Genomic DNA, 20,079 nt, shown 5'->3' on the forward strand with positions numbered 1-20,079 from the left:
GAAAAATAAAACGTGACAATAAAGGCATATAACCCGCGCAGAATATCCCAACAAAATTAACTTGTATAATATTTATTTTATATACTTAATCATTAATTCATTCACCACGATTATCATCATTTCCGTGGAATTATTTGTTTAAGATTTTACTTAATGCGTAACAATTCATATTTATCTCTTTACGGAACTTCTCCTTTAGCATGCGTTAACACCCTACATGGGTCGTCGCAGGTAAATAAAAAAACTAAAGGATTATTTCAATGAACAGAAAAGTATTGGCCCTTGTAATTCCTGCTCTGTTAGCTGCAGGCGCTACTCACGCTGCTGAAGTTTATAATAAAGACGGCAACAAGTTAGACCTCTACGGAAAAGTAAACGCCCTGCGTTATTTTTCTGACACCCCAAGCAATGATGGTGATCAGACTTATTTCCGTGGTGGTTTCAAAGGCGAAACTCAGATCAACGATATGCTCACCGGTTATGGTCAGTGGGAATATCAGGTCAATGCTAACACCACCGAAAGCAATCGCAGCAACAACTTTACCCGTCTGGCCTTCGCGGGTCTGAAATTCGGCGACTACGGTTCTTTCGACTACGGTCGTAACTACGGCGTGATGTACGACGTTGAAGGCTGGACCGATATGCTGCCAGAATTCGGCGGTGACTCTTACACCAAAGCTGATAACTTCATGACCGGTCGTGCCAACGGTGTTGCAACTTACCGTAACACCGATTTCTTCGGCATGGTGAATGGTCTGAACGTGGCGTTGCAGTACCAGGGCGCGAACGAACAGAGCAGCGATGAGCTTGATAACTTCGACCAGGAAGGTACCGGCAACGGCGGCGATCGCAACGTTCAAAACTCTAACGGTGACGGCTTCGGTCTCTCCACGACCTACGATCTGGGTATGGGCGTTAGCCTCGGTGCAGCATACACCTCTTCTGACCGTACTAACGAGCAGACCACTGCCGGTGGCGACGTTGCTGGTGGCGACAAAGCTGACGCATGGACTGTCGGTATGAAATATGATGCAAACAACATCTATTTCGCAACCATGTACGCTGAAACACGTAACATGACCCCGTACGGTGATGCAGGCGTAGCTGACAAAACTCAGAACTTCGAAGTGACTGCACAGTACCAGTTCGACTTCGGTCTGCGTCCGTCCGTCTCTTTCCTGATGTCTAAAGGTCAGGATCTGGGCGCCAACGGTTCTGATGGCGACAAAGATCTGGTTAAATATGCTGACGTAGGTGCGACTTACTACTTCAACAAAAACTTCTCTACCTACGTTGATTACAAAATCAACCTGCTGGATGAAGACGACAGCTTCTACGCTAGCAAAGGTATTTCTACCGATGATATCGTAGCACTGGGTATGGTTTACCAGTTCTAATCTGTCAGCCCGCTGGAAACAGCGGGCTACTCCCACCCCCTGCGCCGTAATTGCGTTTTATCTAGATCAAAACATTATATCTGTTGCGTTAAAACACATCACTGATAGATGATATATTGCCTTCACACTCGCCGCAGAGGATGCCTGCAATGAATCATCACCCCGTTAAATCATCCCGTATTGCATCCGTCGGTTATGACGAATCATCCCGCACGTTAGAAATTCGTTTTCACCATACGGAAATCCTGCAATATCACGCGGTCCCGGCGCGTATCTTTCGAGATTTCCTGACAGTGGTCTCAAAAGGCCGGTTTTACGATGGCGTAATAAAAGGCAAGTTCCCTGAACTCAAAATAAAGTGATGCCAAAATGTGATCTCTGTCATTGTACATAAAGTGCCATTACGCGGTAAGCTTTAGGAGGATACTTAAACAGGAGGTTTTATGAACAGAACGATTCTTGTACCCATCGATATTTCAGACTCAGAATTAACTCAACGTGTTATTGCCCATGTCGAAGCCGAGGCAAGAATTGACGATGCACAGGTCCATTTTCTGACCGTTATTCCGTCATTGCCCTATTATGCTTCGCTTGGACTGGCCTACTCGGCTGAGTTGCCGGCCATGGACGATCTTAAGGCCGAAGCGAAATCTCAACTGGAAGAGATGATCAAGAAGTTCAATATCCCGGCAGACAGAATTCACGTTCATGTCGTTGAAGGTTCGCCAAAAGATAAAATTCTGGAGCTTGCCAGGAAATTACCCGCAGATATGGTCATTATTGCCTCTCACCGACCTGACATTACCACTTATCTGCTTGGCTCCAACGCCGCAGCTGTAGTGCGGCATGCGGAGTGTTCGGTTTTGGTCGTCCGCTAAGCTTTCTGGCCCGCACATCGCTGCGGGCTTTTCATTTCTACCTCTTTTACCCCGCGATTCCTGACCTAAATGTGCTGACATTTTTCCCGCTTATCCGTACCATACACGCCACAGTTTTTATATCAGACTTCTTTTGCCGGACAATCCGGCGTGATGCATTCTCTTCTGATGCCACACTATGAATTGAGCCTCTATTAAATGTCGCAAAATCAAGACATTAGCAAGAAAGACCAGTATAACCTGAAGGTAATGTATCGTTCACAGTAAATCCCTAATTTCTATGATTTTTCTTTGTTATTCATGATGTTAACCGGCCTGAATAGATACACCAATCACCGCCCTTTTACACTTTTCATGCCCCTTTTTTGCCCTTTTTAATAAATTTTGCCCCTTTTTTGCCCCTATACTTTTAGTCTGACATGTAGCTGGAGGTTTCTATGTGTGGACGCTTTTCACAGTCGATGACGCGTGAAGACTATCTCGTCCTTCTCGCTGACAAAGTCGAACGAGACATTCCATATGATCCTGAACCGATCGGACGTTTCAACGTTGCGCCCGGAACCAAGGTTCTGCTTCTGAGCGAACGTGACGAGAAACTCCATCTTGATCCAGTTATCTGGGGATACGCCCCCGGATGGTGGGATAAACCACCACTAATTAACGCACGCTCTGAAACTGCGGCCACCAGCAGAATGTTTAAGCCTCTGTGGCAACACGGTCGCGCAATTTGCTTTTCTGATGGCTGGTTTGAGTGGAAAAAGGAAGGCGACAAAAAGCAGCCCTACTTCATTCATCGAGCCGATGGCCAACCGATTTTCATAGCGGCGATCGGCAGCACACCATTCGAACGTGGAGATGAAGCAGAAGGATTTCTGATAGTGACGGCTGCTGCAGACAAAGGACTGGTAGATATTCACGACAGGCGGCCACTGGTACTGTCACCAGATGCTGCTCGCGAATGGATGAAGCAGGACGTTGGAGGGAAAGAAGCTGCGGAAATTGCGGCCGATGGTTCCGTGCCGGCTGAGAATTTTATATGGCACGCCGTGACGCGTGCCGTAGGGAATGTGAATAATCAGGGCTCCGAACTGATACAGCCAGTGTGATTACATCACCGGGCAATCATCAAACTCCGCGTTCCTGGCATCTAAATGGATATGAGTTTGGAAAAGAGTAACACGATGAATAATAAGAAATTATATAAATTTTAATTTGTTAAAATGTACTCAAATGTGTACACATTTAAAACAGGATTCTTTTGATTGTATCAACATTGTAAAAGAATCCTTTGTATTAATTTTCCATATCATCTCACGTATGTTCTTGATATAAGGTGATCGATAGTGCCATCACGGTCCAGATGCGCAACCGTTGAATATCTCAACTCTTTCATTCCAAGATGCTACTAAAACTCCTTTATTATGCTGTTCATAGCGCCTCTCTTCGATAGTGTAGTTAGCGTTATTGGCTATAGATAAATCATTGTAGCCACACGCCGCCGACGGAATAACAGCTTGTGAGCTCGATATTACAGTATACGATATACCATCAGGTGCCCCTATAACTGGCCCATCCTCATCAGAGCTTAATAAACTAACCTGACTTTTACCTCCTCTTATTTTTTTTGCCCCATCTTTGAATTTTGGTTTTCTATATATATCTGCTGGTACATTAGTATTATATTGATCTTCATAGAATACCTTGTTGCCATCATCACATTTTGCAGGAGATGTATCATAGTTATTTACAATTGCATTCGTAACACCTGTCAGATGCAATACACCCTCAAATGGAACTGTTCTTTGCTCTTGAGAAAGAAACTCGCTTGCTTTTTTCTTTCCGTCAACATTACTACTCAAATCTCCATCTAATACAACGTCTGCTTTAAATGGAATATCAAGCCCAACTTGATATGCTATTAACTGTACATAACCTGATTCACCTTTCATGGCGGTAACTGATACGCTATTCCCCTGACTTACTGTTTCTGAGTATGTTTCTCCATTAGATGTTGTGTCACTTAGTCCAAACGTTTTAGAAATACTAAATGTTGTACTAGAACCACCAAATGGTGTCTTGCCAGTAAATGTTTGGCTCATACCTACCTGCGTGGAGGATGATACACTATGAGTTTTCGTGATACTCCAGCCTTTCGCACCTGATACTGATAAGTTTGCAGAAGCGGTTACTGTTTGAGGCCCACAATTTTTATAGCTATAAGCATTAATTAAAACTGTAGACGGTAAAGCTACTTGTTTAGACTCTAGGAATTTGAAATTATTAACAATAACAACGGCTGCACTTTTTACAGTTGCAACCTCTTTATAGTTTTCTGGTTTTAATACTTTCTCCATGTGGCATCTATCAGGCTCAGGCTCCCCGCTCCAGGAACATGTTCGTTCATAATGCTCAACCATTCTTTGCCTTGTTATCTCTACTTTCGCATTAATAAAAGCCTGATTTATTGCAGTTATTGGATCAGTGTCTGCAATAGCAAAACAAGGAACAGCAAGGACTATTAGAAAAGGAAATGTTCTGAGTTCAGCCTGCATAAGATAACCCCAAGCATTAGATTCTATAAATATTTATAGCTGAGCAAATTAAAAAGTGAATAGTACCTTAGTTAAATTATTAAAATATAACTTACAACTTCATCTAACTAACTGTTAATCAAAAATAGTTTTTCTTAACCAGTATCGAATTTCAATATGCTGTAAACGTTTAATCACGGTATCACCTGACCTGTAGCAAATCACTTAACCTTGTAGTGTACCGAGGCGACAACATATCCCTCTTCATTTTCCACTGCTGCTGGATACCTTGACCGGCAAAATAGAGTGTGGACTGACCCCACCCCGGTAGACGATCCTGCCCTATAGTTGGAGTGGCATCGAAACGGGTCGCGGTAAGGACTACGCCAAACCGATTCGCACAGATTTTCCTGTTGTTGATGACCTGCCAGAAGAAGGTGAAGTTGATTTCACCTGGTGTGATCGTTACGAACTGGCCGAAGACCAGCGTACCTGGAATGTGAAATTGAAAGCTGATAACGCGGCGCAGGAAGAAAACCACCAGGCTGATGACAATGTTGTTGATGGTGAAACCGGCCATGCAGACGAATCCCAGCAGGCAGAACAGCCGCAGTTGATCACCGTCGCCACCCTATCCTTGCGCCAGCGTATTTTGGCTCAGTTCATCTCTGATGAATACGCTTATCACATCGATGCTGAGCAAAAGAAAATCATTCAGGGACTTGTAGTGGCACACTAAATTTGGCCACCTGAACAGAGGTGATATGCTCACCTCAGAGCAAAACCGGATCCTCTCTCTAAGCAAGAGTTTGACCAGTTAATGGCAAGTGAAGCTGGGCAGAGCCAAAATATGTGGCGGTTCGCTGTTTATTCCGGTCTGCGTCACGGTGAGCTGGCCGCTCTGGCATGGGAAGATGTAGACCTGGAGGCGGGAACCGTCAGAGTCTGCCGCAACCTGACTATCATCGGGACTTTCGGACCACCAAAGACAGATGCCGGGATCAGGACAATAAAACTACTGGAGCCTGCACTGGATGCACTCAAAGCTCAGCGCGAAATGACCGCCCTGCAGCCCAGGACAAAAATAGTATTCCACCACAGAGAGTACGGTAAGACCGAAAACCAACGCGTACACTTTGTTTTTATGCCCAGAATGAGAAAAGGAGAGCAAAAACCTTACTACTCTATGAGTAGCATCGGTGCGAGATGGAACGCCGCTGTAAAACGTGCTGGTATTCGTCGCCGTAATCCGTACCATACGCGGCATACTTTTGCCTGCTGGCTGTTATCGGCTGGAGCGAACCCATCATTTATAGCTAATCAGATGGGGCATGAAAACGCGCAGATGGTGTACGAAGTCTACAGTACATGGATTGAAGAAATGAATGGCGATCAGGTTGCAATGTTGAATAACAAACTAGCCCTGTGATGGAAGTTTGCCCCTTATATGCCCCTTTTGGTTTTTGAGAACGGTAATAATGCAAGATAATCAACAAGTTACAAAGAAAGAACAATATAACCTGAACAAATTACAAAAGCGTCTGCGTCGTAACGTGGGCGAAGCGATTGCCGACTTCAACATGATTGAAGATGGCGATCGCATTATGGTGTGCCTTTCCGGTGGGAAAGACAGCTACACCATGCTGGAGATCCTGCGCAATTTGCAGAAAAGCGCGCCGATCAGTTTTTCTCTGGTTGCGGTTAACCTGGATCAGAAACAGCCCGGTTTCCCGGAACACATTCTGCCGGAGTATCTGGAACAACTGGGCGTCGAGTACAAAATTGTCGAAGAGAATACCTACGGGATCGTCAAAGACAAAATCCCGGAAGGGAAAACTACCTGCTCACTGTGCTCTCGCCTGCGCCGCGGCATTCTGTACCGCACGGCAACCGAACTCGGTGCCACGAAAATTGCGCTGGGACACCACCGCGACGATATCCTGCAAACGCTGTTTTTAAACATGTTTTACGGCGGGAAAATGAAAGGTATGCCACCGAAACTGATGAGCGACGACGGAAAGCATATCGTCATTCGTCCGCTGGCCTATTGCCGTGAAAAAGACATTGAACGTTTTGCAGAAGCCAAAGGCTACCCGATTATTCCGTGTAACCTGTGCGGTTCACAACCGAACCTGCAGCGTCAGGTGATTGCTGACATGCTACGTGACTGGGATAAACGCTACCCGGGCCGTATTGAAACCATGTTCAGCGCAATGCAGAACGTGGTGCCTTCGCATCTTAGCGATATCAATCTGTTCGACTTTAAAGGTATTAAGCACGGCTCAGCGGTCGTTGACGGCGGTGACTTAGCGTTCGATCGCGAAGAGATCCCGCTGCAACCTGCTGGCTGGCAGCCGGAAGAAGATGAAAATCAGCTGGATGAGTTACGCCTGAACGTGGTTGAAGTGAAGTAATTTATCATGCCGGATGGCGACGTAAACGTCCTATCCGGCCTACGACATGCATAAACGCCTGTAGGCCGGATAAGTAGAACACCATCAGGCACTCCAACGGACATTTATTTCAACAGGCGAACCCGACAGGTTTTGCCTTTAATCTTACCGTTTTGTAACTGCTTCCACGCTTTATGCGCCACGGACTGACGAACGGCCACGTAGACATGCATCGGATGCACGGCAATCTTGCCAATGTCGGCCCCATCCAGCCCCATATCACCGGTCAATGCCCCCAGAACATCACCCGGACGCATTTTTGCCTTTTTGCCGCCATCAATGCACAGCGTCGCCATCTCGGCCTCAAGCGGCACAATTGAACCGTTGCCAGGTGCAGGTAGCCAGTTCAGCTTAAGTTGCAGCATTTCAGAAAGAATATTGGCACGCTGGGCTTCCTCTGGCGCACAGAAGCTGATGGCCAGGCCGCTGTTACCCGCACGCGCAGTACGTCCAATACGGTGTACATGCACCTCCGGATCCCATGCCAGTTCGTAGTTCACCACCAGCTCAAGCGATTTAATATCGAGGCCACGTGCTGCAACATCGGTTGCCACCAGCACGCGCGCGCTACCGTTAGCGAAACGAATCAGCGTCTGATCGCGATCGCGCTGCTCCAGGTCGCCATGTAGTGACAGCGCACTTTGCCCCGCGGCATTCAACGCGTCGCACACGACCTGGCAATCTTTTTTGGTGTTACAGAAGACAACGCACGATGCCGGCTGATGTTGACTGAGCAACTTTTGCAGCAACGAAATTTTGCCGTGTGTGGAGGTTTCAAAAAACTGTTGTTCAATCGCCGGTAGCGCATCTACCGTATCGATTTCAATCGTTAACGGGTTTTGCTGCACCCGGCCACTGATTGCGGCAATCGCTTCCGGCCAGGTCGCCGAAAACAGCAGCGTTTGGCGTGACGCAGGCGCAAAGCGGATCACCTCATCAATGGCATCGCTAAAGCCCATATCCAGCATGCGATCGGCTTCATCCATTACCAGTGTATTCAGGGCTTCCAGCGACACGGTACCTTTTTGCAGGTGGTCGAGCAATCTGCCCGGCGTGGCGACAATAATATGTGGCGCATGTTGCAAAGAATCACGCTGTACGCCAAAAGGTTGCCCACCGCACAACGTTAATATCTTGGTATTCGGCAGGAAACGCGCTAATCGACGCAGTTCGCCCGCGACCTGGTCAGCCAGTTCACGTGTGGGGCATAAGACCAGCGACTGCGTCTGAAACAGCGCGGCATCAATGTGCTGTAACAGTCCAAGACCAAACGCGGCCGTTTTGCCACTGCCGGTTTTTGCCTGCACGCGAACATCTTTTCCTGCCAGGATCGCCGGTAGCGCAGCGGCCTGAACAGGCGTCATTTCAAGATAACCCAGCTCGTTAAGATTCTCGAGTTGAGCGGCAGGTAAAACATTCAGAGTAGAAAAAGCGGTCACAATTTAATCTCGCGGTAAGAACTTACAATTAGCAGGCGCGTATCCTCGCAGATCTGCGCCCGTGATGCGACAATTTAATCGGTTCTTCATCCGGCGGTGGATCAGGCATCGGCTGCGGACGAGGTATCGGGTCAGGAATAGGTACCGGATCGGTCGGTACAGAGTCGGTGTTGAGTGTGGGCAACGGTAGCAATAGCGTGAGACGGGTCATATTCCCTCCAGTCATTCAGGTTGACTCTTTTAGGGTAGACGCTCATTTCCTGCAGGCAAAAAAAAGCCGACTAATCTAAGTCGGCGTCGTACGAATCAATTGTGCTATGCAGTAATTCAAAAAAGGAAGTAAGACAATATGGAGCGCAACGCCCATCGCTTGACGTTGCATTCACCTGCGAGAGAGATATTGCCCCGAATAGGTAGAGAGTTTATTGACCTCGCTCAAAATATTAAACGTTTTCGCCCATCAGAGGCGGTAAAAAACGTTGCTGTTACAACCATTTACTACGATGCAACCATAAAGTAACACCACCAATCAGGAGCACTAACAGAATACAGAACAATGAGAAACCAAACTGCCAGCCGCCACCGGGAATTCCCCCAAGGTTAACGCCAAACAATCCGGTTAAGAATGTGCTGGGCAGAAAGACCATCGCCATCAACGACATGGTATAGGTTCTGCGAGCCAACGATTCCTGCATCACCTGCGCAATTTCATCCGCCATGATACCGGTCCGGGCAATACAGGCGTCAATCTCATCCAACCCTCTTCCCAGCCTGTCGGCGATATCCTGCATCCGACGCCGCTGATCGTCGGTCATCCACGGCAGTCGTTCGCTCGCCAGACGTGCATAGGCATCTCGCTGTGGAGCCATATAGCGCCGCATGACGATCAGTTGCTTACGCAACAGTGCCAGAAAGCCGCGCGGTGGGATTTGTTGATCGAGTAAATTGTCTTCCAGATCGATAATTTTGTCGTGCAACTGTTCAATAAACTCACTGGCATGATCGGTTAACGCGTCACAGACATCCACCAACCAACTGCCACAGTCATTCGGCCCCGTTCCTTCTTGCAAATCGCTGATCACATCATCCAACGCCAGCACTTTACGCTGACGCGTCGAGACAATCAGCCGCTCATCCATATATAAACGCATTGCCACCAGTTGGTCCGGACGCTCATCCGTGCTGCCATTAATACACCGCAGGGTGATCAGCGTGCCTTCCCCTATCCGGCTGACTCGTGGGCGCGTACTTTCACCGGCCAGCGCATCGCGCACAATATTAGGAAGCAGAGGCGTCGTCGCCAACCACTTCGCGCTATCAGAATGGGTATAATTAAGATGCAACCAGCAGGGATGCTGAGCATCGATCACATCGTTATCTTCCAGCGGTTTTACTCCGCCCTGGCCATCCAGTAGCCAGGCAAACACGGCATCCGGCACATTAACGTCCGCTCCCTTAATGGCTTCCACAGCGCCTCCACAGTCATTCAGTCTTTTTCGTTAGTCTAGCCTGCAGATTATGTTAAGCAATATCTCATTATCCCATTGTGCTGAAATGATTCAGAAAAGTTAAATAAAAATGAAAACGCCGACGACGTCGGCGCGGGTGACGACAGGATTAGAATGAATGACCGTATTTATCCCGTCGGCTGAACTCCGAAGGTGTTACGGTGCCGTGAGGTTGTGGGAAAAATTCTTTTTCCGGAGTGTTACTTAAATGAAATTTATGTGTTCGTGACTGCAGGTCGTTTACCTGATTTTTCAGAATGGCAGATGAATCCGATAACTCATCGACCATGATGGCATTACTTTGAGTCACGTTTTCCAACTCTGCCAGGGCCTGGGTAATCTTAACGATACCCTTCTCCTGTTCCCGCGTGGTGGTTAATATCTCCCCCATCAATTGGTCCAATTGCCCGGCGCCGCCCACGATATCCTGCATATTTTTTTCGGCTTCGCGGACAATAGCCGCCCCTTCGCGCACGTTATAATGAGTTTCATCAATCAGCCGTTTAATACTCTTTGCCGCTTCAGCACTACGATGGGCCAGCGTCCTCACTTCTCCCGCTACCACGGAAAACCCCTTGCCGTGCTCACCTGCTCGTGCTGATTCCACAGCTGCGTTTAATGCCAGAATATTCGTCTGAAAAGCAATGCCATCGATCAGGGCGATGATTTCCGTCATCTGCTGCGCGCATTCGGTGATAGAGCGCATATTGGTCGCAACCTGTACCATTAATTCGCCCCCCTGACGGGCAGAGTGTGTAGCGATATTCGCCTGGGCACTGGCCAACTGCGTATTCTCAGCATTATTACGTGTACTGATGGCTATCTCATCCATATTGGCAGAGGTTTGCGTTAACGCCCCTGATTGCTGCTCTGTTTTAACCGACAGCGCTGCACTGCGGTCCGCAAGTTGTTCAGAGAGCATCATCGCCGTGCGTGAAGAAGTGCGGATTTCGCTGACTAACGCAGAAATATTACTCGATAAGCTATTGATACCCGGAATAAGTCGCCCGGCGCAATTATTTCCGAACGCAGGAATACTGATCGCCAAATTCCCTGACGTGACCTCTTCAATGCTTTTTTTGACGGTATTGATTGGTTCAACGAGATATTTTGTCATGTACCACCACAGACATAATATCGAGATCAGACTCACTACGTCAGTATAAATAATAGTATCAATCTCTGTGGATAATAATAACTCCATCACATTGAGAATAAAAAGTGTTAATGTCACAAATGAAATAATAAACGTCCTGACGCTTATATTTTTCAACATTTCAGCTCTGCTCACCAAGAAAGAATATAAATACGGGTAGTAATTTTTATAGCAGTTGCGATGCAGATTACCATTCGCTTACGCAGAAACCTTAATTTTCAACTGGACTCTACCCCACTTTTACTTAAGGCGTATTATTACAGTTTAAATTTTCGTTAGTGCCATATTTTATTCCGCCAAATAGAGTCATCGCAACAACAGTCAGATTATTGTGATAAGGAGCGCGCCGTGCACACAAATTACGCAGAATCATAAGCCCCATGAATGTTTACATAAGCGAAAATAGAATATTTCCTATTTTGAGAGGTTCAAGCTAATACTCATGATGAAATATTAAGACTATTCCTGGTTTTATCGGGTTAACTTGACAAAACCTGCTAGATTTAACATCACGACTTTTTATCTATAGGTAGTACGATGTTGCACGTGTCGTGGGACCCTGTACTGATTGGGATTTCCTTTGTAGTCGCTTTTATTGCCTCTTTTATTGCTCTCGACAGTGCGGGAAAAGTGGCAATCTCCAGTCGACGAGAATCGACCTTCTGGCGGTTATCCGGTGGTGCGACACTGGGTCTGGGGATCTGGTCAATGCATTTTATTGGTATGCTGGCCATGAAAATGAGCATGTCGATAAATTATCATTTCGTACTCACCGCGTGCTCTTTTCTCATTGCTCTTGTAAGTGCAACGTTTGCCATCAATATCGCCATATCGGGTCAGACGCTTTCAACAAAACGCCTGGTTGTCGCCACGAGTCTATTAAGCACTGGCGTAGTGGCAATGCACTACGTTGGCATGGCGGCCATTATTGAACATGTGGCAATTATCTGGGATCTCAGGCTTATTCTGCTTTCGGTGGTCATTGCCATCGTAGCGTCGGGCGTGGGTTTATGGCTGGCGTTTCATTTACGCCAAAATACCCGGCGCGCGTTGATCAACCGCCTTATTGCCGCGCTCATTATGGCGCTGGCTATTGCGTCTATGCATTACACCGGGATGAGTGCTGCAACTTTCACTCACGTCACGCACACCGCGCACGATGGGATCTCCACGCTGGAACTCTCCATTTGGGTCAGCGCCATAACGATGGTGATCCTGGGGATAATGCTGGTGATTTCGATGGTGGACGCCCAACTACGGACATCACGACTGGCAGATAATTTGCATCAATTAAACCGTCAGCTCGAACATCAGGTCCACTTTGACCCGCTGACTGGGCTTGCCAACCGCACCCAGATCGATGCCTGCCTACAGGCCTGCCTGCAGTATTCCAGGCTGCATCAACACCCTTTTGCGCTGGTCTTTATTGATCTCGATCGGTTCAAAGTGGTCAACGACACCTGGGGTCATCACATGGGCGATCAACTGCTGATCGCCAGTACTCAACGCATCTATACCTGTCTTGATGACACTATGACCCTCGCAAGGTTGGGTGGGGATGAATTCATGCTGCTGGTTCCGAATAGCGGCAGAGAGGCTATCTCCAACCTGCTGGCCCGTATTGCCAATGTTATCAAAGAGCCGTTTACGCTATGTGGACATTCTCTTCGGGTGTCGTTAAGCGCAGGAAGCAGTATTTATCCTGAACATGGCGCAACGTTGCATGAGTTAAAAGTGAAGGCTGACATGGCGATGTACCATGTTAAACAGGCTGGCAGAAACGGTTGGGCAATATACACGCCAGATATGGAGGCAATCGCAGATACGCCACCGACGTTTTTACAGGAACTGTCGCAGGCGATTGAGCGTAATCAATTCGAGCTATGGTATCAGCCTAAATATACCGCAGGCGATCATACGCTGACCGGATTTGAAGCACTCCTTCGCTGGCACCACCCCGAGCGCGGCATGCTGCTGCCTGCTGAATTTCTTCCCGCGCTTGAGGAGACAGGTCTGATCATTCCAGTCGGTGACTGGGTTATTCATCAGGCCTGTTTTCAGTTACACCAATGGGCGTTGCAAGGTCATAGCCAGTGGACGCTCGCCGTAAATCTTTCATCCGCCCAGTTTGAACAGCATGATATCGTCGATATTGTCTGCAATGCTCTCGCGCAATATCAGCTATCACCGACACAATTAACGCTGGAACTGACTGAAAGTACAGCCCTTAAAAATTTAAAGCATAGCGTCGACGTTTTGAATGCATTTTCTGCACTCGGCATCACCATTTCTATTGATGATTTTGGCACCGGTTATTCAAATATCCTGATGTTAAAGTCACTCCCGGCGCGGGAATTAAAAATTGACAGAATATTTGTCAAAGATATTAGTGAGAACAGCAAAAATACAAAAATCGTGTCTACTATTATTGACATAGCCCACTCGATGAATATGTGCGTAGTGGCTGAGGGTATAGAGACACATGAGCAGGAAATACTCCTCACCCAAATGGGATGCAGAGTTTTACAAGGTTTTCTGTTTGCTAAGCCCCTGCCCGCACATCAGATCCATGAATTGATGCACACAGAAAACAGCGTAAAACCGATACTGGCCGCACAGGCATTGTCTCACCAGGAATCAATATCGTGTGAGACTGAAAAAGAAATATTAGTTGCCAGTCGGTCGGCAACATAGCCAATGAAGATAACGGGATTATCGATGAGCACAAACGAACTGCATTCACTGGATTTATTAACCATTCCGGTCTGGCTCGTTTCGCCCTATACCGAGGACCTGGTATTCGCCAATACCGTAGCTCGGGAGATCATGCAAGCTGCGGATTTCTCACGCCTCAGGAAGGGGGTGTTTTCGACCCATGCTCAGGCCGACTTAACCCAGTATCTCAGCGACCTGAAAAATCAGCATGACATTGTGGAAATCCTCACAGTTTGCCGGGACGGAGAGGAAATTGCCCAGGCCTGCCGTCTGTCGATCAGAGTTCTGGCTAATTGCGGTGACGTCATTCTTTTTGAAGGTATTGAAACCCCGGCGGCACAAGGGCTTAAAGCCAGTCGTTCCGCCAATTACCAACGTAAAAAACAGGGATTCTACGCGCGTTTTTTCCTGACAAACTCAGCGCCGATGCTGCTCATCGATCCGTCTCGCGATGGGCTGATTGTCGACGCCAACCTCAGTGCGCTGAATTTTTATGGTTACAGCCATGACGTGATGTGCCAGAAACATACCTGGGAAATTAACATGCTGGGGCGTCACGTCTTACCGGTGATGCATAAAATTGCGCATCTGCCTGGCGGCCATAAGCCCTTACATTTTGTCCACAAACTGGCCGACGGCAGCACTCGTCACGTGCAAACCTACGCTGGCCCCATCGAGATTTACGGTAATAAACTGATGCTGTGCATTATTCACGATATTACCGAGCAAAAACGCCTTGAGCAGGAACTGGAACGGGCTGCACTGCGTGACGCCTTAACCGGATTATTCAATCGCAGGCATTTTTATCACATCACTGAAGCTGAACAAACGCACGCTATGCCGCTGACGCAGGACTATAGCTTGTTACTGATCGACACCGATCGTTTTAAAAGCATTAACGATCTCTTCGGTCATTTGAAGGGCGATGAGGTGCTTTGCGCGCTGGCCCGCACGCTGGAAGCCTGCGCGCGTAAAGACGATCTGGTCTTTCGTTGGGGAGGTGAAGAATTTTTACTGCTCCTGCCACGTACATCTCTCGATGTTGCACTTAATCTGGCAGAAACCCTACGTGCGACGGTTGCCCGTGTCAGCCTGCCGGGCCTCCCCCGCTTTACCGTCAGCATCGGCGTGGCACGACACGAAGCGAATGAAAGCATTGATGAATTGTTCAAACGCGTGGACGACGCGTTATACAAAGCCAAGAACGAAGGCAGAAACCGGGTGCTGGCAGCCTGAGATCGCAGCCGTTAACGACTGCGTTTTGCATGGCGCTCCCAGTTTTCCTGTTTGGCCTGCGCCGTTTTGCGAAGTGCAACATAACATGCCCCGCTACCACCATGGTGCGGCAGTGCACTGCAGTACGCCTGCACGTCGTCAAACTCCGTCAACCAACGCGCCACGTAGCTGCGTACGATATTGGCATGGGAATTATCGTCTCGTCCCTTGCCATGAATAATGAGGACGTTGCGCAGCCCCTCCTGTAGGGCCTGATGGATAAAACTGAATAACATCTGACGACATGTTTCGACCGGCTGACGCAAAAGATTGAGACTCGCCTGCTGGGGATACTTTCCGCTCCGCAGCTTATCGGTAACGCCCTGCTGTAACCCCTCGCGATGAAATGCCAGCGGTTCGTTCAACGGTACGATCTCCAGAAAACCCGTCGAGAGAAAATTATCCAACTGCAGCGTATCAATACGCGCTGGCGCACGAGGATTGCGCGAAGGCTGCCAGTGGATATCAGTACAGCCTTTCAGAGGTTCAACATCCCCCATAGCGTCCAGAAACAATGATGCGTCATCAGGGTTCATGTTTCATCCTCCAGCATTTTGCGACGGTCATTATCATAACTGCGCACTATTATACCGACAACTATACCGACAACGGTTTACAGCTATTTCCAATAATCAGGCGATTCTAGTCGGTGGTTTAAGTCGTGGATCTTAGGGGGTATAGCTGTGAATATCCTTGGCGTGATAAGGTGTAAGCCCGCCAGATGACACGGGTATTGTCCCGCCGGTATTGAGAGAAACGGATGCTTAATTTACTTGAAGACACCATTGCAACACCGCTAGGTCCACTGTGGGTGATTTGCGATGAACAATTTCGCCTGCGCGCCGTCGAATGGGATCAGCACAGCGATCGTATGGAACAGCTGCTGGATATTCATTATCGCGCTGAAGGCTACCAGCGCATTGCCGCAAAAAACCCCGGGGGGTTAAGCGATAAGTTGTCTGAATATTTCGCGGGGAATCTGGGCATTATTGACACACTGGAAACGGCCACCGCAGGTACCCCGTTTCAGCGGGAAGTCTGGCAAGCACTACGCGCGATCCCCTGTGGTCAGGTGATGCACTATGGGCAACTGGCCGAACAACTGGGGCGTCCCGGTGCCGCCAGGGCCGTGGGTGCGGCAAACGGTTCTAACCCAGTCAGCATCGTTGTTCCCTGCCATCGCGTGATTGGACGCAACGGTACCATGACCGGATATGCAGGTGGCGTGCAGCGAAAAGAGTGGTTATTGCGCCATGAAGGCTATTTGCTACTCTAGAATCCAGGCAATTAATGCCTTATTCATCACACTTCTACATAAAGCAACCGCAGATAAAGTGCGGTTAATCAAACAGATACAAACATTCAACTCGCTTATGCCTGAATTATTCTCTCTTAGGGGTAGGTCAGGCTTACGTGCTCACCAAAAAGATGTTAAAATTGACAAATATCAATTACGGCTTGAGCAGACCTATGATCCCGGAAAAGCGAATTATACGGCGCATTCAGTCTGGCGGTTGTGCTATCCATTGCCAGGATTGCAGCATCAGCCAGCTTTGCATCCCGTTCACACTTAACGAGCACGAGCTTGACCAGCTCGATAATATCATTGAGCGCAAAAAGCCTATCCAAAAGGGGCAGACGCTCTTTAAAGCAGGCGATGAACTTAAATCACTCTATGCTATCCGCTCCGGAACGATTAAAAGCTATACCATTACCGAACAAGGCGATGAGCAAATTACCGGTTTCCATCTGGCCGGCGATTTAGTCGGTTTTGACGCCATCGGTAGCGGTCATCATCCGAGCTTTGCACAGGCGCTGGAAACCTCAATGGTCTGTGAAATCCCATTCGAGACCCTGGACGATCTGTCCGGTAAGATGCCGAATCTGCGTCAGCAGATGATGCGTCTGATGAGCGGCGAGATCAAAGGCGATCAGGACATGATCCTGTTGCTGTCGAAGAAGAACGCAGAAGAACGTTTAGCGGCCTTCATCTACAACTTGTCCCGTCGTTTTGCCCAACGTGGATTCTCGCCTCGCGAATTCCGCCTGACCATGACTCGCGGAGATATTGGTAACTATCTCGGCCTCACGGTAGAAACCATCAGTCGTCTGCTGGGTCGATTCCAGAAAAGCGGCATGCTGGCGGTGAAAGGCAAATATATCACTATCGAGAATAGCGACGCGCTGGCTGTTCTTGCTGGCCATTCGCGCAACGTAGCGTAATCGTTCTGCAAGCATCGCTATTACCCTTCTGTCACATCGCTAAATGTTCCCAATTTAACGATCTGGCAGAAGGTTCTCTTCTGCTCTAATCATCATTCACCGACTCTTTTCCGCTTTGCCCGTCTGGTATCCGTTTCCGCTTACACCAAGTGCATCCGCTATGAGTCAGTCACAATACAAAGGAATGTTATGAATTATATTCAAAGGGAAAAGCAGTGCTCAGCTCTGCAATTACATACAAGTCTGGACGCTGACCTGAAGGGCTATCAATGGGCGCGTGATCATGTCGGTCAATCTGGCGCAGCCATTTATCGATTGTATAGTAAAGCTGGTGCGCCGGAATTGTACCTGAAGCAAGGTAGAGGGACCGTTGCCGACGATATTACAGATGAAATGATCCGACTTAACTGGCTGAAGGCTTATTTACCACTTCCGGCTATCAAGCATTTTACCCGCACAGGGGATGAAGCGCTGCTACTCACAACAGCGATACCCGGCAAGACTGCGTTCCAGATGTTAGAAGAATACCCTGCTGCACAGAATAGTATTGTTGATGCACTTGCTGTATTCCTGCAGCGGTTACACCAGATCCCTGTAAGCCACTGTCCTTTTAACAGCGATCATTTGTTTCGGCTCGCATTGGCGCAAACACGAATGAATAGCGGTCTGGTTGATGCTGATGATTTTGATGATGAGCGCAAGGGGTGGTCTGTTGAACACGTCTGGAATGAGATGCAGTCCCTTTTACCCTTCTCGCCCGACTCCGTGGTGACGCACGGAGACTTCTCACTGGATAACCTTATTATTAGCCAGGGTGAAGTGGTGGGTTGTATTGATGTTGGTCGCGTTGGTATCGCCGATCGATACCAGGATCTTGCCATTATCTGGAACTGTCTCGGTGATTTTTCACCGTCTTTACAGAATAGACTTTTTCATACATATGGCATCGCAACTCCTGATCTGAAAAAGTTGCAGTTTCATTTGATGCTCGATGAGTTTTTTTAAATTGACGAGAAATCTCAACCCGTTCTGGCATCAAAGGGTTAAAACGGCTAAGAACAGTTGCTCTCATTTCGTGGGATACGGACAAAAAACCGGGATTCTCCCGATTTATTGATCTGGCAGGAGGTTCTCCCCTGTTTCAATCCACATTATTGGGTTACTCTTTTAATGACAAACTGCGGTGACAGTTGTAAGGAGACCCTGTATGGCTATGTATCAAAACATGCTGGTGGTCATCGATCCGAACCAGGACGATCAACCTGCATTACGGCGAGCTGTTTATTTGCATCAACGGATTGGTGGCAAAATTAAAGCCTTTTTGCCGATCTATGACTTTTCCTATGAGATGACTACCCTGTTGTCGCCCGATGAGCGGACGGCAATGCGTCAAGGCGTTATCAGTCAGCGAACGGCATGGATACGCGAGCAAGCGAAATACTATATTGATGCAGGTATTCCTCTTGATATTAAAGTGGTCTGGCACAACCGTCCCTTCGAGGCCATCATCCAGGAAGTCATCAGTGCTAAGCATGACCTGGTCCTTAAAATGGCGCACCAGCACGACCGCCTGGAGGCGGTGATTTTCACCCCAACCGACTGGCATTTATTACGTAAATGCCCAAGTCCGGTGTGGATGGTCAAAGACCAACCATGGCCGGAAGGCGGGAAGGCGCTGGTTGCCGTCAACCTGGCCAGCGAAGAAGCGTATCACAACGCGCTTAACGAAAAGCTGGTCAAAGAAACGCTGATGCTCGCAGATCAGGTTAACCATACCGAAGTACATTTGGTGGGGGCTTACCCTGTTACCCCAATCAACATCGCCATTGAACTGCCTGAGTTTGACCCTAGCGTTTATAACGACGCGATTCGCGGACAGCACCTGCTGGCCATGAAGGCATTGCGTCAGAAATTCAGCATCGATGAGAAAGTCACGCACGTTGAAAAAGGGTTGCCTGAAGAGGTCATTCCTGATTTAGCAGAGCATTTACAGGCGGGTATCGTAGTACTGGGTACCGTCGGGCGCACCGGCATTTCTGCCGCATTCCTTGGCAATACGGCGGAACAGGTCATCGACCATCTACGCTGCGATCTGCTGGTCATTAAGCCCGATCAGTATCAGACGCCGGTTGAACTGGACGACGAAGACGATTGATCACGCAGCAACCTGCCGGATGACGATGTCATCCGGCATCATAAGCGCTTAGTGCTTATCCTCGCCGCCAAGGAAATAGATCCCAAGCGGGATTGCCAGCAGAATAGTAAACACCATACTGTAGACGCCAATCATTGCCGATTGGATGGCATACATGGAAGCCGTCCAGTCAGACAGCGGGATATTGTACTGTTCAATCACCCCACCGATAGTGGCACGCGTCACCACCGATGCGGCGATGATAAACACCCCAAGCAGACACAACAGAAATTTTCTTCCCTTAGCTGTCTTCAGCTTAGCCATGATCATAGTCTCGTCCTTTTCTTGTGCAGATGAAAATATTGTCACT

19 protein-coding genes and 2 pseudogenes are annotated in these 20,079 nt (G+C 48.2%); 13 read left to right on the forward strand and 8 right to left on the reverse strand.

Features of this window, described 5'->3' with window-relative positions; genetic code table 11:
* Positions 1-260 precede the first annotated feature (260 nt).
* The 4 genes from ompC (at position 261) to FCH32_RS11275 (ending at position 3,381) form a co-directional block, all read left to right on the forward strand.
* Positions 261-1,397 carry a porin OmpC gene (ompC, locus tag FCH32_RS11260; RefSeq protein ID WP_115258359.1) on the forward strand — a complete coding sequence of 379 codons (1,137 nt, stop codon included), beginning with the start codon at positions 261-263 and terminating at the stop codon, positions 1,395-1,397.
* A gap of 149 nt (positions 1,398-1,546) precedes the next feature.
* Positions 1,547-1,759, forward strand: a complete 213-nt coding sequence (locus FCH32_RS11265) for a KTSC domain-containing protein (RefSeq protein WP_137361785.1) — start codon at positions 1,547-1,549, stop codon at positions 1,757-1,759.
* Between the two features lie 81 nt (positions 1,760-1,840).
* Positions 1,841-2,275 carry a universal stress protein UspF gene (uspF, locus tag FCH32_RS11270; RefSeq protein WP_115258358.1) on the forward strand — a complete coding sequence of 145 codons (435 nt, stop codon included), beginning with the start codon at positions 1,841-1,843 and terminating at the stop codon, positions 2,273-2,275.
* Positions 2,276-2,712: 437 nt separating this feature from the next.
* Entirely contained in the window at positions 2,713-3,381 is a 669-nt protein-coding gene (locus FCH32_RS11275; protein WP_117342864.1) for an SOS response-associated peptidase, read from the forward strand.
* A gap of 243 nt (positions 3,382-3,624) precedes the next feature.
* Here FCH32_RS11275 and FCH32_RS11280 read toward each other — a convergent pair whose 3' ends face one another.
* Both FCH32_RS11280 and FCH32_RS11285 read right to left on the reverse strand, forming a co-directional pair.
* The gene (locus tag FCH32_RS11280; RefSeq protein ID WP_135953055.1) at positions 3,625-4,827 is read right to left on the reverse strand and encodes a hypothetical protein; all 1,203 of its coding nucleotides are present in this window, start codon (positions 4,825-4,827) and stop codon (positions 3,625-3,627) included.
* A gap of 181 nt (positions 4,828-5,008) precedes the next feature.
* A pseudogene (locus FCH32_RS11285) lies at positions 5,009-5,125 on the reverse strand (DUF4113 domain-containing protein); the annotation flags it as partial.
* A gap of 39 nt (positions 5,126-5,164) precedes the next feature.
* Here FCH32_RS11285 and FCH32_RS11290 point away from each other — a divergent pair.
* From FCH32_RS11290 to ttcA, 3 genes and pseudogenes are all read left to right on the forward strand, one after another.
* Positions 5,165-5,545 carry a RecE family exodeoxyribonuclease gene (locus FCH32_RS11290; protein ID WP_338075293.1) on the forward strand — a complete coding sequence of 127 codons (381 nt, stop codon included), beginning with the start codon at positions 5,165-5,167 and terminating at the stop codon, positions 5,543-5,545.
* Between the two features lie 36 nt (positions 5,546-5,581).
* Positions 5,582-6,235, forward strand: a pseudogene (locus FCH32_RS11295) (site-specific integrase); the annotation flags it as partial.
* Between the two features lie 49 nt (positions 6,236-6,284).
* A complete protein-coding gene (gene ttcA, locus FCH32_RS11300) occupies positions 6,285-7,220 on the forward strand; it encodes a tRNA 2-thiocytidine(32) synthetase TtcA (protein ID WP_174360907.1) in 936 nt (311 codons plus the stop codon).
* A 104-nt stretch (positions 7,221-7,324) separates the two neighbouring features.
* Here the strand turns inward: ttcA and dbpA are convergent, their stop codons facing one another.
* The 4 genes from dbpA to FCH32_RS11320 form a co-directional block, all read right to left on the reverse strand.
* A complete protein-coding gene (gene dbpA / locus FCH32_RS11305; RefSeq protein WP_174360908.1) occupies positions 7,325-8,698 on the reverse strand; it encodes an ATP-dependent RNA helicase DbpA in 1,374 nt (457 codons plus the stop codon).
* Between the two features lie 28 nt (positions 8,699-8,726).
* On the reverse strand, positions 8,727-8,909 hold the full coding sequence (ynaL, locus tag FCH32_RS11310) for a proline-rich small protein YnaL (protein ID WP_096756916.1): 183 nt from the start codon (positions 8,907-8,909) through the stop codon (positions 8,727-8,729).
* Positions 8,910-9,183: 274 nt separating this feature from the next.
* On the reverse strand, positions 9,184-10,167 hold the full coding sequence (gene zntB / locus FCH32_RS11315; RefSeq protein WP_096756915.1) for a zinc transporter ZntB: 984 nt from the start codon (positions 10,165-10,167) through the stop codon (positions 9,184-9,186).
* Positions 10,168-10,315: 148 nt separating this feature from the next.
* Entirely contained in the window at positions 10,316-11,482 is a 1,167-nt protein-coding gene (locus FCH32_RS11320) for a methyl-accepting chemotaxis protein (protein ID WP_174360909.1), read from the reverse strand.
* 417 nt (positions 11,483-11,899) lie between these two features.
* Here FCH32_RS11320 and FCH32_RS11325 point away from each other — a divergent pair, with 417 nt between their 5' ends.
* Together FCH32_RS11325 and FCH32_RS11330 are read left to right on the forward strand one after the other, a co-directional pair.
* Entirely contained in the window at positions 11,900-14,056 is a 2,157-nt protein-coding gene (locus FCH32_RS11325) for a putative bifunctional diguanylate cyclase/phosphodiesterase (RefSeq protein WP_174360910.1), read from the forward strand.
* A gap of 24 nt (positions 14,057-14,080) precedes the next feature.
* On the forward strand, positions 14,081-15,313 hold the full coding sequence (locus FCH32_RS11330) for a GGDEF domain-containing protein (RefSeq protein ID WP_115258352.1): 1,233 nt from the start codon (positions 14,081-14,083) through the stop codon (positions 15,311-15,313).
* Positions 15,314-15,324: 11 nt separating this feature from the next.
* On the opposite strand, the gene smrA is transcribed toward FCH32_RS11330, so the two are convergent.
* On the reverse strand, positions 15,325-15,888 hold the full coding sequence (gene smrA / locus FCH32_RS11335) for a DNA endonuclease SmrA (protein ID WP_096756911.1): 564 nt from the start codon (positions 15,886-15,888) through the stop codon (positions 15,325-15,327).
* A 224-nt stretch (positions 15,889-16,112) separates the two neighbouring features.
* On the opposite strand from smrA, the gene ogt reads away from it, so the two are divergent.
* From ogt to uspE, 4 genes are all read left to right on the forward strand, one after another.
* Positions 16,113-16,628: a methylated-DNA--[protein]-cysteine S-methyltransferase gene (gene ogt, locus FCH32_RS11340; RefSeq protein ID WP_135911932.1), complete on the forward strand. Its 516-nt coding sequence runs from the start codon at positions 16,113-16,115 to the stop codon at positions 16,626-16,628.
* Between the two features lie 194 nt (positions 16,629-16,822).
* Positions 16,823-17,575, forward strand: a complete 753-nt coding sequence (fnr, locus tag FCH32_RS11345; RefSeq protein WP_135911931.1) for a fumarate/nitrate reduction transcriptional regulator Fnr — start codon at positions 16,823-16,825, stop codon at positions 17,573-17,575.
* A gap of 189 nt (positions 17,576-17,764) precedes the next feature.
* Complete coding sequence (gene aph(3')-Ie / locus FCH32_RS11350) at positions 17,765-18,580, forward strand: aminoglycoside O-phosphotransferase APH(3')-Ie (RefSeq protein ID WP_115258349.1); 816 nt, start codon at positions 17,765-17,767, stop codon at positions 18,578-18,580.
* A 202-nt stretch (positions 18,581-18,782) separates the two neighbouring features.
* Positions 18,783-19,730, forward strand: coding sequence for a universal stress protein UspE (gene uspE / locus FCH32_RS11355; protein WP_096756907.1), 948 nt, complete (start codon positions 18,783-18,785; stop codon positions 19,728-19,730).
* Positions 19,731-19,778: 48 nt separating this feature from the next.
* On the opposite strand, the gene FCH32_RS11360 is transcribed toward uspE, so the two are convergent.
* Complete coding sequence (locus FCH32_RS11360) at positions 19,779-20,039, reverse strand: DUF2534 family protein (RefSeq protein WP_096756906.1); 261 nt, start codon at positions 20,037-20,039, stop codon at positions 19,779-19,781.
* Positions 20,040-20,079: the final 40 nt, after the last annotated feature.

Origin of the sequence: Citrobacter gillenii (genome assembly GCF_013337685.1) — a bacterium.
GTDB classification, from domain to species: Bacteria; Pseudomonadota; Gammaproteobacteria; order Enterobacterales; family Enterobacteriaceae; genus Citrobacter; species Citrobacter gillenii.